This window comes from Catonella morbi ATCC 51271 (assembly GCF_000160035.2).
Lineage (GTDB): Bacteria > Bacillota > Clostridia > Lachnospirales > Lachnospiraceae > Catonella > Catonella morbi.
Genome location: NZ_KI535366.1, coordinates 800,126 through 814,431 on the forward strand (window position 1 = coordinate 800,126; position 14,306 = coordinate 814,431).

The 14,306-nt window shown below is 37.8% G+C and carries 9 protein-coding genes; 3 read left to right on the forward strand and 6 right to left on the reverse strand.

Annotation, left to right across the window (positions count from 1 at the left end; genetic code table 11):
* Positions 1 to 231: 231 nt before the first annotated feature.
* A complete protein-coding gene (locus GCWU000282_RS03650) occupies positions 232 to 1,260 on the forward strand; it encodes a LacI family DNA-binding transcriptional regulator (protein WP_023353654.1) in 1,029 nt (342 codons plus the stop codon).
* Between the two features lie 161 nt (positions 1,261 to 1,421).
* Here the strand turns inward: GCWU000282_RS03650 and tig are convergent, their stop codons facing one another.
* Positions 1,422 to 2,558 carry a trigger factor gene (gene tig, locus GCWU000282_RS03655; protein ID WP_023353655.1) on the reverse strand — a complete coding sequence of 379 codons (1,137 nt, stop codon included), beginning with the start codon at positions 2,556 to 2,558 and terminating at the stop codon, positions 1,422 to 1,424.
* Positions 2,559 to 2,831: 273 nt separating this feature from the next.
* Between tig and GCWU000282_RS03660 the strand changes: the two genes are divergently transcribed.
* Complete coding sequence (locus GCWU000282_RS03660) at positions 2,832 to 3,491, forward strand: phosphatase PAP2 family protein (RefSeq protein ID WP_023353656.1); 660 nt, start codon at positions 2,832 to 2,834, stop codon at positions 3,489 to 3,491.
* A gap of 86 nt (positions 3,492 to 3,577) precedes the next feature.
* Here GCWU000282_RS03660 and GCWU000282_RS03665 read toward each other — a convergent pair whose 3' ends face one another.
* The 5 genes from GCWU000282_RS03665 to GCWU000282_RS03685 form a co-directional block, all read right to left on the reverse strand.
* The gene (locus GCWU000282_RS03665) at positions 3,578 to 6,151 is read right to left on the reverse strand and encodes a heavy metal translocating P-type ATPase (protein WP_035039215.1); all 2,574 of its coding nucleotides are present in this window, start codon (positions 6,149 to 6,151) and stop codon (positions 3,578 to 3,580) included.
* Positions 6,152 to 6,323: 172 nt separating this feature from the next.
* Complete coding sequence (locus GCWU000282_RS03670) at positions 6,324 to 7,640, reverse strand: glucose-6-phosphate isomerase (RefSeq protein WP_023353658.1); 1,317 nt, start codon at positions 7,638 to 7,640, stop codon at positions 6,324 to 6,326.
* Positions 7,641 to 7,679: 39 nt separating this feature from the next.
* On the reverse strand, positions 7,680 to 7,919 hold the full coding sequence (locus GCWU000282_RS03675) for a hypothetical protein (protein ID WP_023353659.1): 240 nt from the start codon (positions 7,917 to 7,919) through the stop codon (positions 7,680 to 7,682).
* 244 nt (positions 7,920 to 8,163) lie between these two features.
* On the reverse strand, positions 8,164 to 9,759 hold the full coding sequence (locus tag GCWU000282_RS03680) for a peptide chain release factor 3 (RefSeq protein WP_035039218.1): 1,596 nt from the start codon (positions 9,757 to 9,759) through the stop codon (positions 8,164 to 8,166).
* A 437-nt stretch (positions 9,760 to 10,196) separates the two neighbouring features.
* Complete coding sequence (locus tag GCWU000282_RS03685) at positions 10,197 to 12,455, reverse strand: bacterial Ig-like domain-containing protein (protein ID WP_023353663.1); 2,259 nt, start codon at positions 12,453 to 12,455, stop codon at positions 10,197 to 10,199.
* A 461-nt stretch (positions 12,456 to 12,916) separates the two neighbouring features.
* Here GCWU000282_RS03685 and GCWU000282_RS03690 point away from each other — a divergent pair.
* The coding region (locus tag GCWU000282_RS03690) for a hypothetical protein (RefSeq protein WP_023353664.1) at positions 12,917 to 14,306 on the forward strand (1,390 nt) is incomplete at its 3' end.

The window sequence follows — 14,306 nt, forward strand, 5'->3', positions numbered from 1 at the left end:
TATTTTCGCCTGTTGGGAGCAAGTTCAATAAGAATTTTTGCACTATATTTAATAGTATATAATTTCAAATTTTTATCTAAATTTGGTATGAATTTGTTCTTTTTATACACAATTATTGCTTTTTTACACTTTTATCTTCATTTCTATTGCAAATTGCACAAAATAAGCTTATACTGTTTTCGTGAATGTTTCGTAAATTTTAGAATTTCGTAGAACTAAGGAAGGTTTTGTATGGTTACTATTAAAGATATCGCAAGAGAATTGGGAGTTTCACCGGGTACTGTTTCAAAAGGTTTGAACAATGCTCCCGATATCAGTGAGGCTCTTAAGCAAAAAATTGTAGATACTGCAATTTCAATGGGGTATAAAAGCAGTAAACTAAAGCTTGGAAGCAGCGGTAAAAAAGTCTGTATTTTTATGGAAAATATGGACTATGAATCTTCAGGACAGTTTGGTTTTGATATAGTTACAGGTTTTAAGCAGGAAGCTTTAAAAGAAGGATTCGAGGTAACACTTTTGCCAATATCTACGGCTTTTCAAGGAAATGAGGCTTATGATTCATTTATGTTAAAAAACGGTTTTTCCGGTTCTTTTTGTGTGGGCTTTGCACTGGAAGATCCCTGGCTTAAGGATTTTAAGAAGACAACAACTCCTACTGTATTATTTGATAATTATATATCCAAAAATCCAAAGACCTGCTACGTAGGAACTGACAACACCGAAATAATGGAGCTGATAGTTTCCCATCTCCATCACCTCGGACATAAAAAAATAGCCTTCTTAAACGGCTCCATGAATTCCCATGTTACAGAACAGCGTATGGACTGCTTTTATAACAGTATGAAAAACAGAAAGTTAAATGTTGATCCGGAACTTGCCATCTATGCTTACTTTGTAGCAAGAGTCGCAGAGGATCACATAGACAATATACTGAGAAAAGGTGCAACCGCAATAATTTGCGGGAACGATGTCATAGCTTCCGGGGTATACACCGAGCTGATGGGCAGAGGGCTTTCCGTACCCGATGATATAAGTGTGATCGGTATTGACGATATACCTCTTGCTTCCCTTTTAAGCCCTCCTCTTACAACTGTCCGCCAGGAAAGAACCCTGCTTGGAAGATCAGGTTTTTTTGCCCTTAATTCAATTATAACTCACAACATGGCTATAAGCCGTAACCTTCTTCGACCAAAGCTAATACTCAGGGAATCTACCGCTCTGGCAAAAGAAGGCAGAGGACTTATTGCTCTGAAAGGATAGAATTTTGTTGTTCTGAAGCTTTTGCCCAAATTTTTCAGTAAACTAAAAGAGCCGCTTGAAACCGGTATTTGATATTTTTTCGGAATCCCGCTTATATCAATTCTGATTTCAAGTGGCTCTTGTTTTGCCCATAAATGATTATTTGTTCAAACTTGTAAGTTTTACTTACTTGCCTCTTTACCGTTTTCCATAAGGAAGGTACCTACCTTATCATTCAAAATTATATCCATAAGGCTTTCTTTTCCTACCTGTTTTTCATAAGTAGCTAAGTCCATTGAATCTTTGGCATTACTGTTCTCATAGTAAGTATTGAGCGCCGCCTTATACTCATCATCAGAAATCTCAAGCTTCTCTGCCTCAGCTATTGCCCTTACCACAACCAGTATCCTGGCACTTAATTCAGCCTGTTTCTTCACTTCAGCCTCAAACTCTTCCTCTGTAAGTTTAAACTGATTGGTTACAAGATCCTTAAGCTCCATTCCGTACTGAGTTGCTACATTATTCCAGTATCCCATAATCTGAGCATAATACTTTTCCTCTGCCGCCTTAGGAACTGATTTTATGGCACTTTCGGTAACTACTTTTTCCAAAAGCTCTCTGGTTGTATTTGCCTTAGCTTCATTCTTTTTGCTTTCTTCAAGCTTCGCTTTAATATCAGCCTTATATTCTGCCGCTGTCTTGAAATCGGTATTTGCCTTAACAAGCTCATCTGTAAGCTCTTTAGGAGCCTCTCCTGCTATGTAGTTGATTTTAACCGTAAATACAACCTTTGCTCCCTTTAATTCTTCGCTTTTATAATCATCAGGAAATTTGAGATTCAAATCAACAGTTTCACCCGGTTTCTTTCCAATAAGACCATCTTCAAAGCCCGGAATAAATGAGTTTGAGCCTATTGTAAGATCAAATCCCTTTGCTGTACCGCCATCAAAGGCCACTCCATCTTTCTTTCCTTCAAAGTCAATATTGACAGTGTCGCCTTTTTTTACTGCCCTGTCAGTTATTTTTTCAGGATAATTGCTAAGGAAGGATTTAACCCTATCCTCTATCTCAGCATCTGTAGCTTCTGTATCCACCTTGCTATACTCCAGCCCTTTGTATTCAGCAAGCTTTTCTATATAATCTGAAGGCTTAAATTCTATAGCTGCTCCTGTAGCAGCACTTGTAGTCTTACTGCTTACCGCAGAACCTGATGCAGAAGTCACACTGCTGCTCTTATTATTTCCCGCATTTCCTCCGCAGGCTGTCAAAGCAACAACTACCGCACTTATTGCTGTCATTAAATAAACTCTTTTTTTCATTATGTCTCTTCCCTTTCTTCATCCAAAGTGATAGGTTTATAATCCGACCAAACCCAAACTATAACGCATTTTGCAATTCTATCATGTTTTCACATAAAATTAAAGCTTAGTTTTGTGAATACTTTGTGTTTTAAGAAGTTTATTATTATTAATTTTTTCTTAAATTTCACGGATAAGTTTAAGAATTAATGAATTTTATCCTTTTTCATTGTTATAAAGTTTTTTTAATGCTATAATCCTTTTCAATGTAAAAGGTAAGGAGAAATGTATTTTATGTTCCTAAAAATAAAAAAGATTCTTAACGAAAATAAGCATTATTATTTATTCATATACAGTTTCGTCTATTTGATTTTTTTCAAACTGGTCGAAGTAAGGACAGTGGGTAATTACCACAATATGCATCATTTTTTGGATGATAAGATACCGTTTAATGAGTTTTTTGCCATACCGTATTTCCTATGGTTTTTTTACATAGGCTATGTGCTTGTAAAACTCAGTATTAAATCAAAACCTGATTTTGTAAAAGCCTTTATTTATATCTTCGGCGGTATGACTATAGGGCTTGTTATATTTTTAATTTATCCTACCTCACAGGGCTTAAGACCTGAAATTATGCCAAGGGATAATGTTCTTACAGGACTTGTACACTTTTTGCACAGGATAGACACACCTACCAATGTCTGCCCAAGCCTTCATGTGTATGACTCTGTCGGAGCCTGCATAGCCGTTATACTTACAAAGGATTGCTTTAACCGCGCAGAGAAATATGCAGCTGTTCTCCTTACTGTTTCAATAAGCCTCTCTACCCTGTTCTTAAAACAGCATTCTGTAATTGATGTATTTTGGGGCTTGGTTATGAGTGCGGTTATGTATTTTATTGTCTACCTGCCTGATTATGGTAAGTACTTTAATAAATCTGAACTATCTGTGTAAAACAACTAAAAATGGACGGTGCACTAAAAGTTAAAAAATGTTAGTGCACAGTCCATTTTAAAATATTGTTCTATTCTGCTTTTAGCTTAATGTATGGCTGTTACGGTATACCCTGCCTTTTCAACAGCCTCTTTAAGCAGACTGTCATCCACTTCTTTGGCAAGACTTACCTTTGCATTCTTATTTTCAAGGCTTACCTCAGCCTTAACCCCGTCTATTCCGTTAAGGGCATCTGTTACATGCTTTACGCAGTGCATACACATCATTCCTTCAATATCAATAATCTTTTCCATAACAACCTCCTGTTTTGTAATTTCTTCATCTGCCCCTGCATTTACAGCTACAATTTCTACCTCTTTGCTATCAGGCACTATCGCTTTTCCGGTTTTAACTTTAGGTTTGAAAAGCCTCAATCTAAGTGAATTGCTAAGCACAAATACCGATGAAAAACTCATTGCAAGCGCACCTATCATAGGATTAAGTCTCAGCCCGAAGGCGGCAAAGAATACTCCTGCTGCCACCGGTATACAAAGTGCATTGTAGAATAATGCCCAGAACAGATTCTCTTTAATCTTTTTAACTACTTCACCGCTTAATTCAATAGCATAGGACACATCCCTTAAATCGCTGTGCATAAGGATAATGTCCGCTGTATCCACTGCTATATCAGCTCCTGTGCCTATGGCTACGCCTATATCCGCCCTTGCAAGTGCAGGGGCATCATTTATGCCGTCGCCTACCATCATAACCTTTTTGCCATCTTCCTGCAAGAGCCTTATCTGTTCTTCTTTATCGGCAGGCTTCACTCCAGCTACTACTCTGTTTACACCGGTTTCTTTTCCTATGGCAAGGGCTGTCCGCTCATTATCGCCTGTAAGCATAACTACATCTATACCGAGTAAATTAAGCTCGCTTACCGCCTGTCTGCTTCCTTCTTTTATAACATCGGCTACAGCTATTATTCCGAGCAGTTCTTTTTTTGCCTCCCCCTTTGCAAAGTAAAGTACTGTCTTTCCTAAGTCATGAAGCTTCTTTGCGGTATCTGAATAAAGATTTTCATTTATGCCCAGTTCCTTCATGTAGGCTTCATTACCTGCAAATACAACATCTTCTCTCACTCTGCCGGCAATTCCTCTGCCTTCAATCATTTCAAGGCTTTCTGCACGTTTTATATCAATATCTTTCTCCCTGGCATACTCTATAATGGCATTTGCAAGAGGGTGTGAGCTTGCACTCTCAAGTGCAGCAGCCAGAGAAATAAACTCCTCCTCGTTTGCAGTATTGGTATATATATCCGTAACCTTCGGCTTTCCCTCGGTAATTGTTCCTGTCTTATCTAAGACAACCGTATCTATCCTATGTGCCACCTCAAGGCTTTCAGCAGTTCTTATAAGTATGCCCTTCTCCGCTCCCTTACCCGTACCTGCCATTATTGCCGCAGGAGTAGCAAGTCCCAGAGCACAAGGACAGGATATAACAAGGACAGCCACAGCCATATTAAGTGCAAAAGAAAAGTCAGCCTTTACTATAAGCCAGCTTATAAAGGTAACCAATGCAATTCCAAGCACCACAGGTACAAATACTCCGCTTATCTTATCCGCAAGTCTTGAAATAGGGGCTTTAGAGCCTGCCGCCTCCTCAACAAGCGAAATTATCTTATAAAGCGCTGTGTCCTCGCCTACATTAGTTGCCCTAAAGGTAAAATAACCTGAACGGCTTATGGTTCCGCCAATTACCTTATCCTCTGCCACCTTTTCCACAGGTATGCTCTCACCTGTAACCATAGCTTCATCCACAGCACCGTTGCCGCTTACTATAACTCCGTCTACCGGCACTGTTTCTCCTGCCTTTACAACTACTGTATCCCCTGTTTCCACCTCTGACACCGGAACCTGTATTTCTTCACCGTCTTTTATAACTGTGGCTGTATCCGGAATCAGATTTACAAGCTTGCTTATAGCCTCTGTAGTCTTTTTCTTGCTTCTTGCTTCAAGATATTTGCCAAGGGTTATAAGAGTAAGTATGGTACCCGCAGAATCAAAGTAAAGGTTCATACCAAACGGCATTGAAGCCTTTATATCACCTATGGATATAAAGTAAGCTATTGAGTAAAGAGAATACAAACTATAGGAAAATGAAGCTCCCGAGCCGATTGCAATCAGGGTATCCATATTAGGACTTCTCTTAATAAGATGCTTTATACCGCTTATGAAAAATTTTCTTCCTGTAAAAATAATGGGAATAACCAAAAGCAACTGGGTAAGTGCAAGTAAAAGTTTCCCACCATCTCCCATAAAAGCACTCGGAAACGGAGCATGGAACATCCCTCCCATTCCGAAATACATCAGAGGAATTAAAAATATAAAAGAAATTACCGCTCTTTTTCTAAGTTCTTCTGAAAAATCTTCTACTACATTAGTAGAATTAACTTTACCAGCATTTTTTTCTTTCCTAAGTATATTTGCCCCATAGCCTGCATCTGTCACAGCTTTAATTATCATTTCATCCGTAACACCGTCAGACAGTTCCACCGTCATCTTATTTTGCATAAGATTGACATTTACATTCTCTGTACCCTCAAGCTTTTCTACAGCCCGGGTTACAGCCGCCTGGCAGGCTGCACAGGACATACCTGTTATATTATAGGTTTCTTTTTTCAATCTCCACCTGCTTTCTATATTGGTAGCATATCATCTTCCCAAAGACAAATATATATGCTTACAAAATTTCATTGCACGCAATTTATTTATATAAAGTTTAACCCTCCTTAACCCAAAAGTCAAGGAGAGAAATATTCTACAAATTAACCCAAACCAGAGTTTAATTTTAATTTTATTTTGCACCCGGCTTGCCAAGAAGTCTGAACATGTTTGCCTTATAGAACTCTACACCCGGCTGGTCAAAAGGATTGATACCAAGCATATAGCCGCTTACACCTACAGCAAACTCAAAGAAGTAGAAAAGCTCGCCAAGGTGGAACTCGGTCTGTTCAGGTATTTCAATAAGGAGATTTGGCACATTTCCTTCTACATGAGCTGCGATAGTTCCTTCCATAGCACATTTATTTACATAGTCCATGGTCTTGCCTGAAAGATAGTTAAGGCAGTCTATATCATTTGCAGCATCCTTAAGTGTGAAATCTCTTCTAGGTTTTTCCACCTTAAGTACAGTTTCAAACATAAGTCTTGAGCCGTCCTGAATGAACTGTCCCATAGAGTGAAGATCTGTAGTAAGGTCAACCGATGCAGGGAAGATACCCTTCTGGTCTTTACCCTCGCTTTCTCCGTAAAGCTGCTTCCACCACTCTGAGATAAAGTGGAGGCTTGGCTCATAGTTAGCAAGAATTTCAACACTCTTTCCTTTTCTGTAAAGAATGTTTCTGACTGCCGCATAAAGAAGTGCAGGATTCTCAGCATAGTCTTTGTTTAAGCAGGTTTCTCTAAAATGTGCAGCACCCTCCATAAGCTTATCTATATCGGCACCACTTACTGCTATAGGAAGAAGTCCTACCGCTGTAAGCACTGAGAAACGTCCGCCTACATCATCAGGAATTACAAAGCACTCATATCCTTCTTCATCAGAAAGAGTCTTAAGTGCTCCGCGAGCCTTATCTGTAGTTGAGTATATTCTCTTAGCCGCACCTTCTTTACCGTACTTCTTCTCGGTAAGCTCTCTGAATACTCTGAATGCAACTGCAGCTTCAGTAGTTGTACCTGATTTTGAAATTACATTTACAGAGAAGTCTTTGTCACCGATAAGGTCAATAAGCTCTTCGATATAAGCACCGCTCATACTGTTGCCCACATAGTAAATCTGTGGAGCCTTACGCTGTTCTTTAGATAAGTCATTGTAAAAACTATGTTTTACAAAGTCAATTGCAGCCCTTGCTCCAAGGTAAGAGCCGCCGATTCCTATTACAAAGAGAATATCGGAATCATTCCTAATCTTTTCTGCTGCCTTCTTTATCTTCTCAAATTCTTCTTTGTCATAATTTACAGGAAGGTCTATCCAGCCAAGGAAGTCCTTTCCGTCACCGCTTTTTTCTGTAAGACGTTTAGCTGCATCTAAAACAGCAGGCTTAATACTCTCTATTTCGTGTTTACCTATGAATTTCTCTGCATTTTTATAACAAAATCCTATTGTATTCACTGTAAATTCTCCTTATTTTTTATTTGCTTATAAATTCAATCAGCCGTTATCATTCATCATAAATTCAATCAGTTTCTTTGTATCCTCAGGCTCATAAGCCACTATTTCCATTTCAGGGATTGTACCTGATGAAAAAATATTAGCAAGGGAAACATACTGTGAAAGCTTTGACTTAAGGTTGAGACGGTCTCCCTCATTTGTAACAAGTTCTACCTTGCCACTGCATTTATCCACTAACTGAAAGAACTTCTCGATATTGTTGATGTTTGTAATCTTCATATATTCCCTCCTGAGAAATTATTTTATGTTTAGATTATCATCCCTTATCAGTTATTTGTCAAGATGAGTTGTAAATTCTTCGTATCTCACATTTTTTATTTCTTCATTAATTTCCTCTAAAGTCATATCTGAAATACCATACTTTTTGGCAACTTTACTTGCCTTTTTCATTGCAACAATTCCTTTATTTTCCTTAGGAACTCAATTATTCCTATTGAGTATAGTGTCATTTTGCATAATTTAATCACATCTCCGCATTTCCAAATTCTGAGAGTTTCAGTCCCTCATTTCTCTCAAGCACAGTCTGTATGCTCCATGGATGGGTGAAAATAAGCAGAGGTCTGCCCTTCATATCTTTAATACGTTTGGTATCCATGGTGAGTGAAAGCTTATCCATATCCACATCCTTGTTTTCTATCCAACGGATATATTCATAAGGCAGGGTTTCCAGTCTTATCTCCACATTGTATTCCTGTAAAAGCCTGAACTTAAGTACATCAAACTGGAGTTCACCTACCGCTCCGACCAAAATTTCCTCAAAGCCCTGGCTGTACTCTTGGAATATCTGGATTGCACCTTCCTGTGCAATCTGTTCTATACCTTTTACAAACTGCTTACGCTTCATTGTATCAGTCTGTCTTACTCTTGCAAAATGTTCAGGTGCAAAGGTAGGAATGCCTGCAAATCTGAAATTCTCACCTACAGAACAAACCGCATCTCCTATGGAGAAAATACCCGGGTCAAAGATACCTATTATATCTCCCGCATAGGCTTCTTCCACTATTTTTCTTTCCTGTGCCATCATCTGCTGTGGTTGAGACAATCTAATCTTCCTACCTGCCTGTACATGATTTACCTCCATACCGGCTTCAAACTTACCTGAACAGATACGCATAAAAGCTATTCTGTCACGATGCATCTTGTTCATATTTGCCTGAATCTTAAATACAAAGGCTGAGAATACATCCGAGCGCGGATCAAGCTCTCCCTTGTCTGTCACTCTTGAAGACGGAATATAGGTCATCTTAAGGAAATGCTCTAAAAATGTTTCCACACCGAAATTGGTAAGCGCCGAGCCAAAAAATACCGGGCTTAACTCTCCCTTGCTTACCTTTTCCTGATCAAATTCAGGGCAGGCACCGTCTAAAAGCTCAAGCTCTTCCATCAGTTTGTTATAATTTTCATTCCCAAGTGAAGTCTTTGCTTCCTCGTCATTGATATTAAAATAGCTTGTCTCTACTTCCTTTGCGCCTGCATTTGCGGCTTTGAACTCCATTACTGTCTCAGTATTTCTGTCATATACACCCTTAAAGTTTTTGCCACAGCCAATAGGCCAGTTAATCGGACAGGTCTTAATACCAAGTATGCTCTCTATCTGATCCATAAGCTCGAAGGTGTCCATAGCCTCTCTGTCAAGCTTGTTTACAAAGGTAAATATAGGTATGCGGCGCATTACGCAGACCTTAAAAAGCTTGATAGTCTGTGCCTCTACACCCTTACTTGCATCTACCACCATTACCGCTGAATCGGCTGCCATAAGGGTACGGTAAGTATCCTCTGAGAAGTCCTGATGTCCCGGAGTATCAAGTATGTTTATACAGCAGCCGCCATACTCAAACTGCATTACGGAAGAAGTTACGGAAATACCTCTCTGCTTTTCTATCTCCATCCAGTCAGATACTGCGTGTCTGCTGGTTTTTCTTGCCTTTACCGAGCCTGCAAGGTTGATAGCTCCTCCATAAAGCAGAAGCTTCTCGGTAAGTGTGGTCTTTCCCGCATCCGGGTGGGAAATAATCGCAAATGTCCTGCGTTTTTCTATTTCTTTAGTTAAATCTGACATATATTTTCCTTTCAAAAATCTTTTATACCTTCATACAGAATTGCTCCGACCTGGTTTTTCGCAATCCTCCAAAATACCGGTAATCCACTGATTTTGCCTGTCAAAATATAGTAAGTCCTATTACAAGCAGGCTTGCATCCGACATTGAATTTTGACGCACGTATCATATTATAACAGTAACCAAAATATTTTTCACTAAAAATTTTACAAAGTTTGAGCCCGTCATAAGACAGGCTCTTTGAATACTTATTAAACCATAATTATTCCCGCCATAGGTCACATACCTCTTATTACGCATAGTACAGCAGGATAAACTGTTTTCGTTCTGCGACTGTGAGGCAATATTAGTAAACATTTGCAAAATATCGTAATTGAGCTCCTGTAGCTTGATTACGATATTTAACAAGATGTTTCATAAATAATTTGGATTAAACTACCTACTTCGCGAGATTTTTAATTTTAACTTCATAACTTTCAGTCAGGCCGCTTTTTTTAGCATTTACGGTCACAGTTACTGTCCCCGCCGCCTTTGTTTGCATTTCTCCTGTCTTGGATATAGTCATAAGATCCTCATTGTCTACTTCATAGGTAAATTCTTCATCTTTATGAGAGGAAAATAACACATAAGGCTTAATCTTCGACTTTGTTTTTACAGGAAGGCTTCTGTCTATTGAAACCACCATAAACGGCTTTCTCTGCTCATTATCCCTAAGTTCCTGCAAAGATATATCGTTATTTTTATTCTCCATAATTACATAAGAACCGGAGCTGTAAATATAAAACCTATACAGATTGTTTGCAACAAGTCCTCCCGTTTGCTGTATCATAGCTTTTTTCCTGTCAGGAGTAAAGTATACCGCCACCTTTGCCGGATCAAACTCATCCGGAACAGTCAGCTCGGCTGTCATATATCGATTTTCGTCAAACTGAAAACTGTCAACATCTAACTCAAAAGCAATGTATTTTTTGGTACTTCCGTTATTAACTCTTTTAATTGCGGACTTGATAGCATCATACTCTATATCTTCCGTTTCCAGCTTAATACCCTCTCTTACTACCTGATCCTGAATATAGGCAGTCAGTGTAGAACTGTAATCATCACTGCTTACCTCCGCCGTTAGACTGCCCATTCCCGTTATCCTTCTAGCAAATGCCTCTACTATAAATGTAGCTGTTTTAGCCCCATAGGTTACCATAAATTTATTATCTCCAACCTGGGTTGCCGTAGTTGTAGTTATAGTATAATCATCCACATTTGCACTGCTTCCGTCATTATATGTTGCAGTTACAATAAGTTTTTTACGGTCTAAGGACTCAAACTGCTCCAAAGCACCTCCGTTGTATACCGCCTCTAACTGAGTCACCATCTTAGCTGTGACAGGCACGTAAATTGTACTTGTAAGGTTTTTATACTTAACTACCACCTCCTGCATACCTACTTTATTCATAGTTTCCACAGAAAGGTCAAAATCTGAAACAGTCTTATTTTTTCCGTCAGGATAATAAGCAGTTACAAGGATACTTGATTTATTAAGTGTCTGCCCTTCAATAACAGTTCCGCCATTGTAAGTAGCTGTAATACTTGTAGGCAAAACTTCGGTTCCCTTAATTATAACAGTATCACTATATCCCTGATAGGTAACTGTTATTGTATTTGCACCTACCTGACTCACTGTTTCCGGAGAAATAGTGAAACCGGTTGTGATTTTTTCTTTTGACTTATCATTATAGGTTATTTCCACAGTAATTTTGGAAGGATCTATCCTTGAACCTACAACAAGATCAAGCCCTGTATATTTTGCGGATATTTTCTCAACTGCCTTCGGTATACCGTTTACTGTAAGACTCCCTGTTAAATTGCCATGTTTTACAGTCACAATATGTGGTCCCGGTGCCTTTACCTCAAGGTTCTCAAATATAAGATCGGTATTTTTTACAGTTTTCTTTTCATTATTTGTATATACTATATTGGCTTTTATCTTCTTTGTATCAACTAAACTTCCGACCACTATATTTTGGTCTCCTGAATAGGTAACCTCCAGTTCCTTTGGACCTGATCCCCTTACAATAACGTTTGTTTTTCTTCCTCTATACTCCACTGTTATATTATTAGGTCCATCCGCTGTTATGGAAGACGGCGTAATCTCAAACCGGTTCTGGGTAATGGTCCTTGTAACCTGACGGTTTCCCTGAGGGGTAATCTTCCAGTAAACTACACTTAGGGTGATTTCTCCCTTCTTTATCTCGTCACCGACATAATATCTGCTGGCACCATTCCAAGAGGCTTCCATTTTGTCAAAATACTCATTGGTTTTTGGAATAATTATCTTTTTAACTAAGTCTTTACCGGTTTTAGTCTTTTCTTTATTATCATAAGTTACAGTAAGTTCAAAACCGCTTTTTTCATCAATAGGTACTGCATTGGGCGAAAGCTTGATATGTGAAAGTTCCGAATCCGGAAGAGGTACAAATTGCTTTTCACCGTCATAGCGTATTTGAAATTTAAAATCACCGGTTTTAAGAGGTGTGCCAACAAGGACATCTCCGCTTTCATCCTTTACGCCTGTATATTCAGCTGAAAGTGCAACTATTTTTTTATCTTCTTCTGCTTTCACCTTCACTGAAGCAGATAATCCTATTATCATTACAAAACACAGTAAAACTGATATAAAACCTTTAACTCTGTAGTTTTTCATTGCAAAACAGTCCTTTCTAAAAATTCCTATATTTAATTATATCGGCATATTTCAATCATCTTATAATACATAATATCAAAACTTTTTCCTCTTGCAAATTCTTTCTTAAAGCCGGATATAATACAATAGTAAATTGGGCTCAATAGTTAAACTTAAAAGAACGACTGTACATCATCAGCAATAGCCCTTCTATTCAGTATTTTGAGAAATACATAATTGTATTGAAAATTTCAGCCCATTAAGGCCATTTTATTCAATCACTATATAATATGATGTTTCTCCATCATATTTAAATTTTTTCATATTTTCAAGTGATTATTTTTTATTAGTCAGTATATTCATAAAACAGATATTTGGTGTTATAATAGGTCTTGAAATAAAGACCTTATACTTCATCCATCTGTCATTGCCTTCTCTACGATTTTACTTTGCCTGATTGATGACCATGAAAGGAGCAAGTTATGAAGAAAAAACTAATTGCACTTGTACTGCTCTTTGCCCTGTTTTTTAGTACCTTGTCTCAAGTTTCTGAGGCTAAGACAAAGCAAGAGAAGCTTGACTACAGCAAGATGCCTTACCTTGATACCCTTATATACAATAAGGACTATAAAAATTTTAAATATTTCGGTGGAGCGAGAAAATATCTAAAACTTTTAGAAGAAACAGCTAAAAACCAGGAATTAACTCCTGAACTTAAGCGTGCTGAGTTTTTTGTTGACAGCGATCTTGACTATGAAGTTACTCATACCAATAAGTACGGTCCTAATTTTTATGGTTCTTTGTCAGATGGTGCACTTGCACTTTTTCTAGATAGAATGAAATCTTTTCATCCTATACCACTAGAAACAAACTTTAGAGAGCTAACTTTTGCACTGGACGATACCACTGAAATCAACAAGGCATTGAGCTACATCAGCTTGAAAATTCTACAAGACAGGAATCCAAAAGCCACTGAATATGACTGCGAGATAGATTATGAAATAGGCAATTCTTTAGAGTCCCGTATTAATTTTATAAAGAAAAATGCAATTCTGCCTAAAAACTATCTTATAAACTTGCGTAAAAGGCTATCTGCAAATAGGTTTTATAAGTTATATATCAGCAATTACGAAAAATATAAAAAACAAAATAACAATAATAAGTACCTATACAACAAGGACGAGAGCGTTCCTGCTCCATGGAGAGCTGACAACTTTTTTATTACACCTATTGTAATTGGTGGATATAAAAAGGGATTTAATCCCAAGACAGATAAATACCTAAACATCTTCTGTAATGCAAACTTTACCTATGATGACGCCATATCCTCGCCTCCTGATATTAAAGCATACATATACGACAAATCAGGTAAACTTGTCGATACATTAAAGCCTACATATCAGTATGAGAGTAATTATCTAGGCTCATTTATATTTACTGTAAACAATACCGCAAAATACCTTAAAAATGGTAAATACAAGGTCATTGTTAAAATGAAGGCTAAGAACGGTAAGGATAGGCTTTACGCTGAAAAATCTGCAACTTTCACAGTTACAGATAAGAATGTGTACGGAAGTTATAGGAGAGTTCCTATTTACCCTGCAGATGCCTTTGACAGTAGAGCTATTAATGAGGTTAAAAATAAAAAATTTAAGAATATAGAAAATATCAGTCATACAAGATTGGCTTACAATATTTATAAATATCTGAAGACTTCCAAATATACTGAAGTAAGTGACAATGTTCGAATAAAGTATTTTTCGGATAAAGCTTATAACAACAATAAGCTGTTATATGACTCATTTTGCAGAACAGAATGTTTATGTAGATTTTCATACATACTCAGCGGATTTAGTTATTCTCATATTTTGC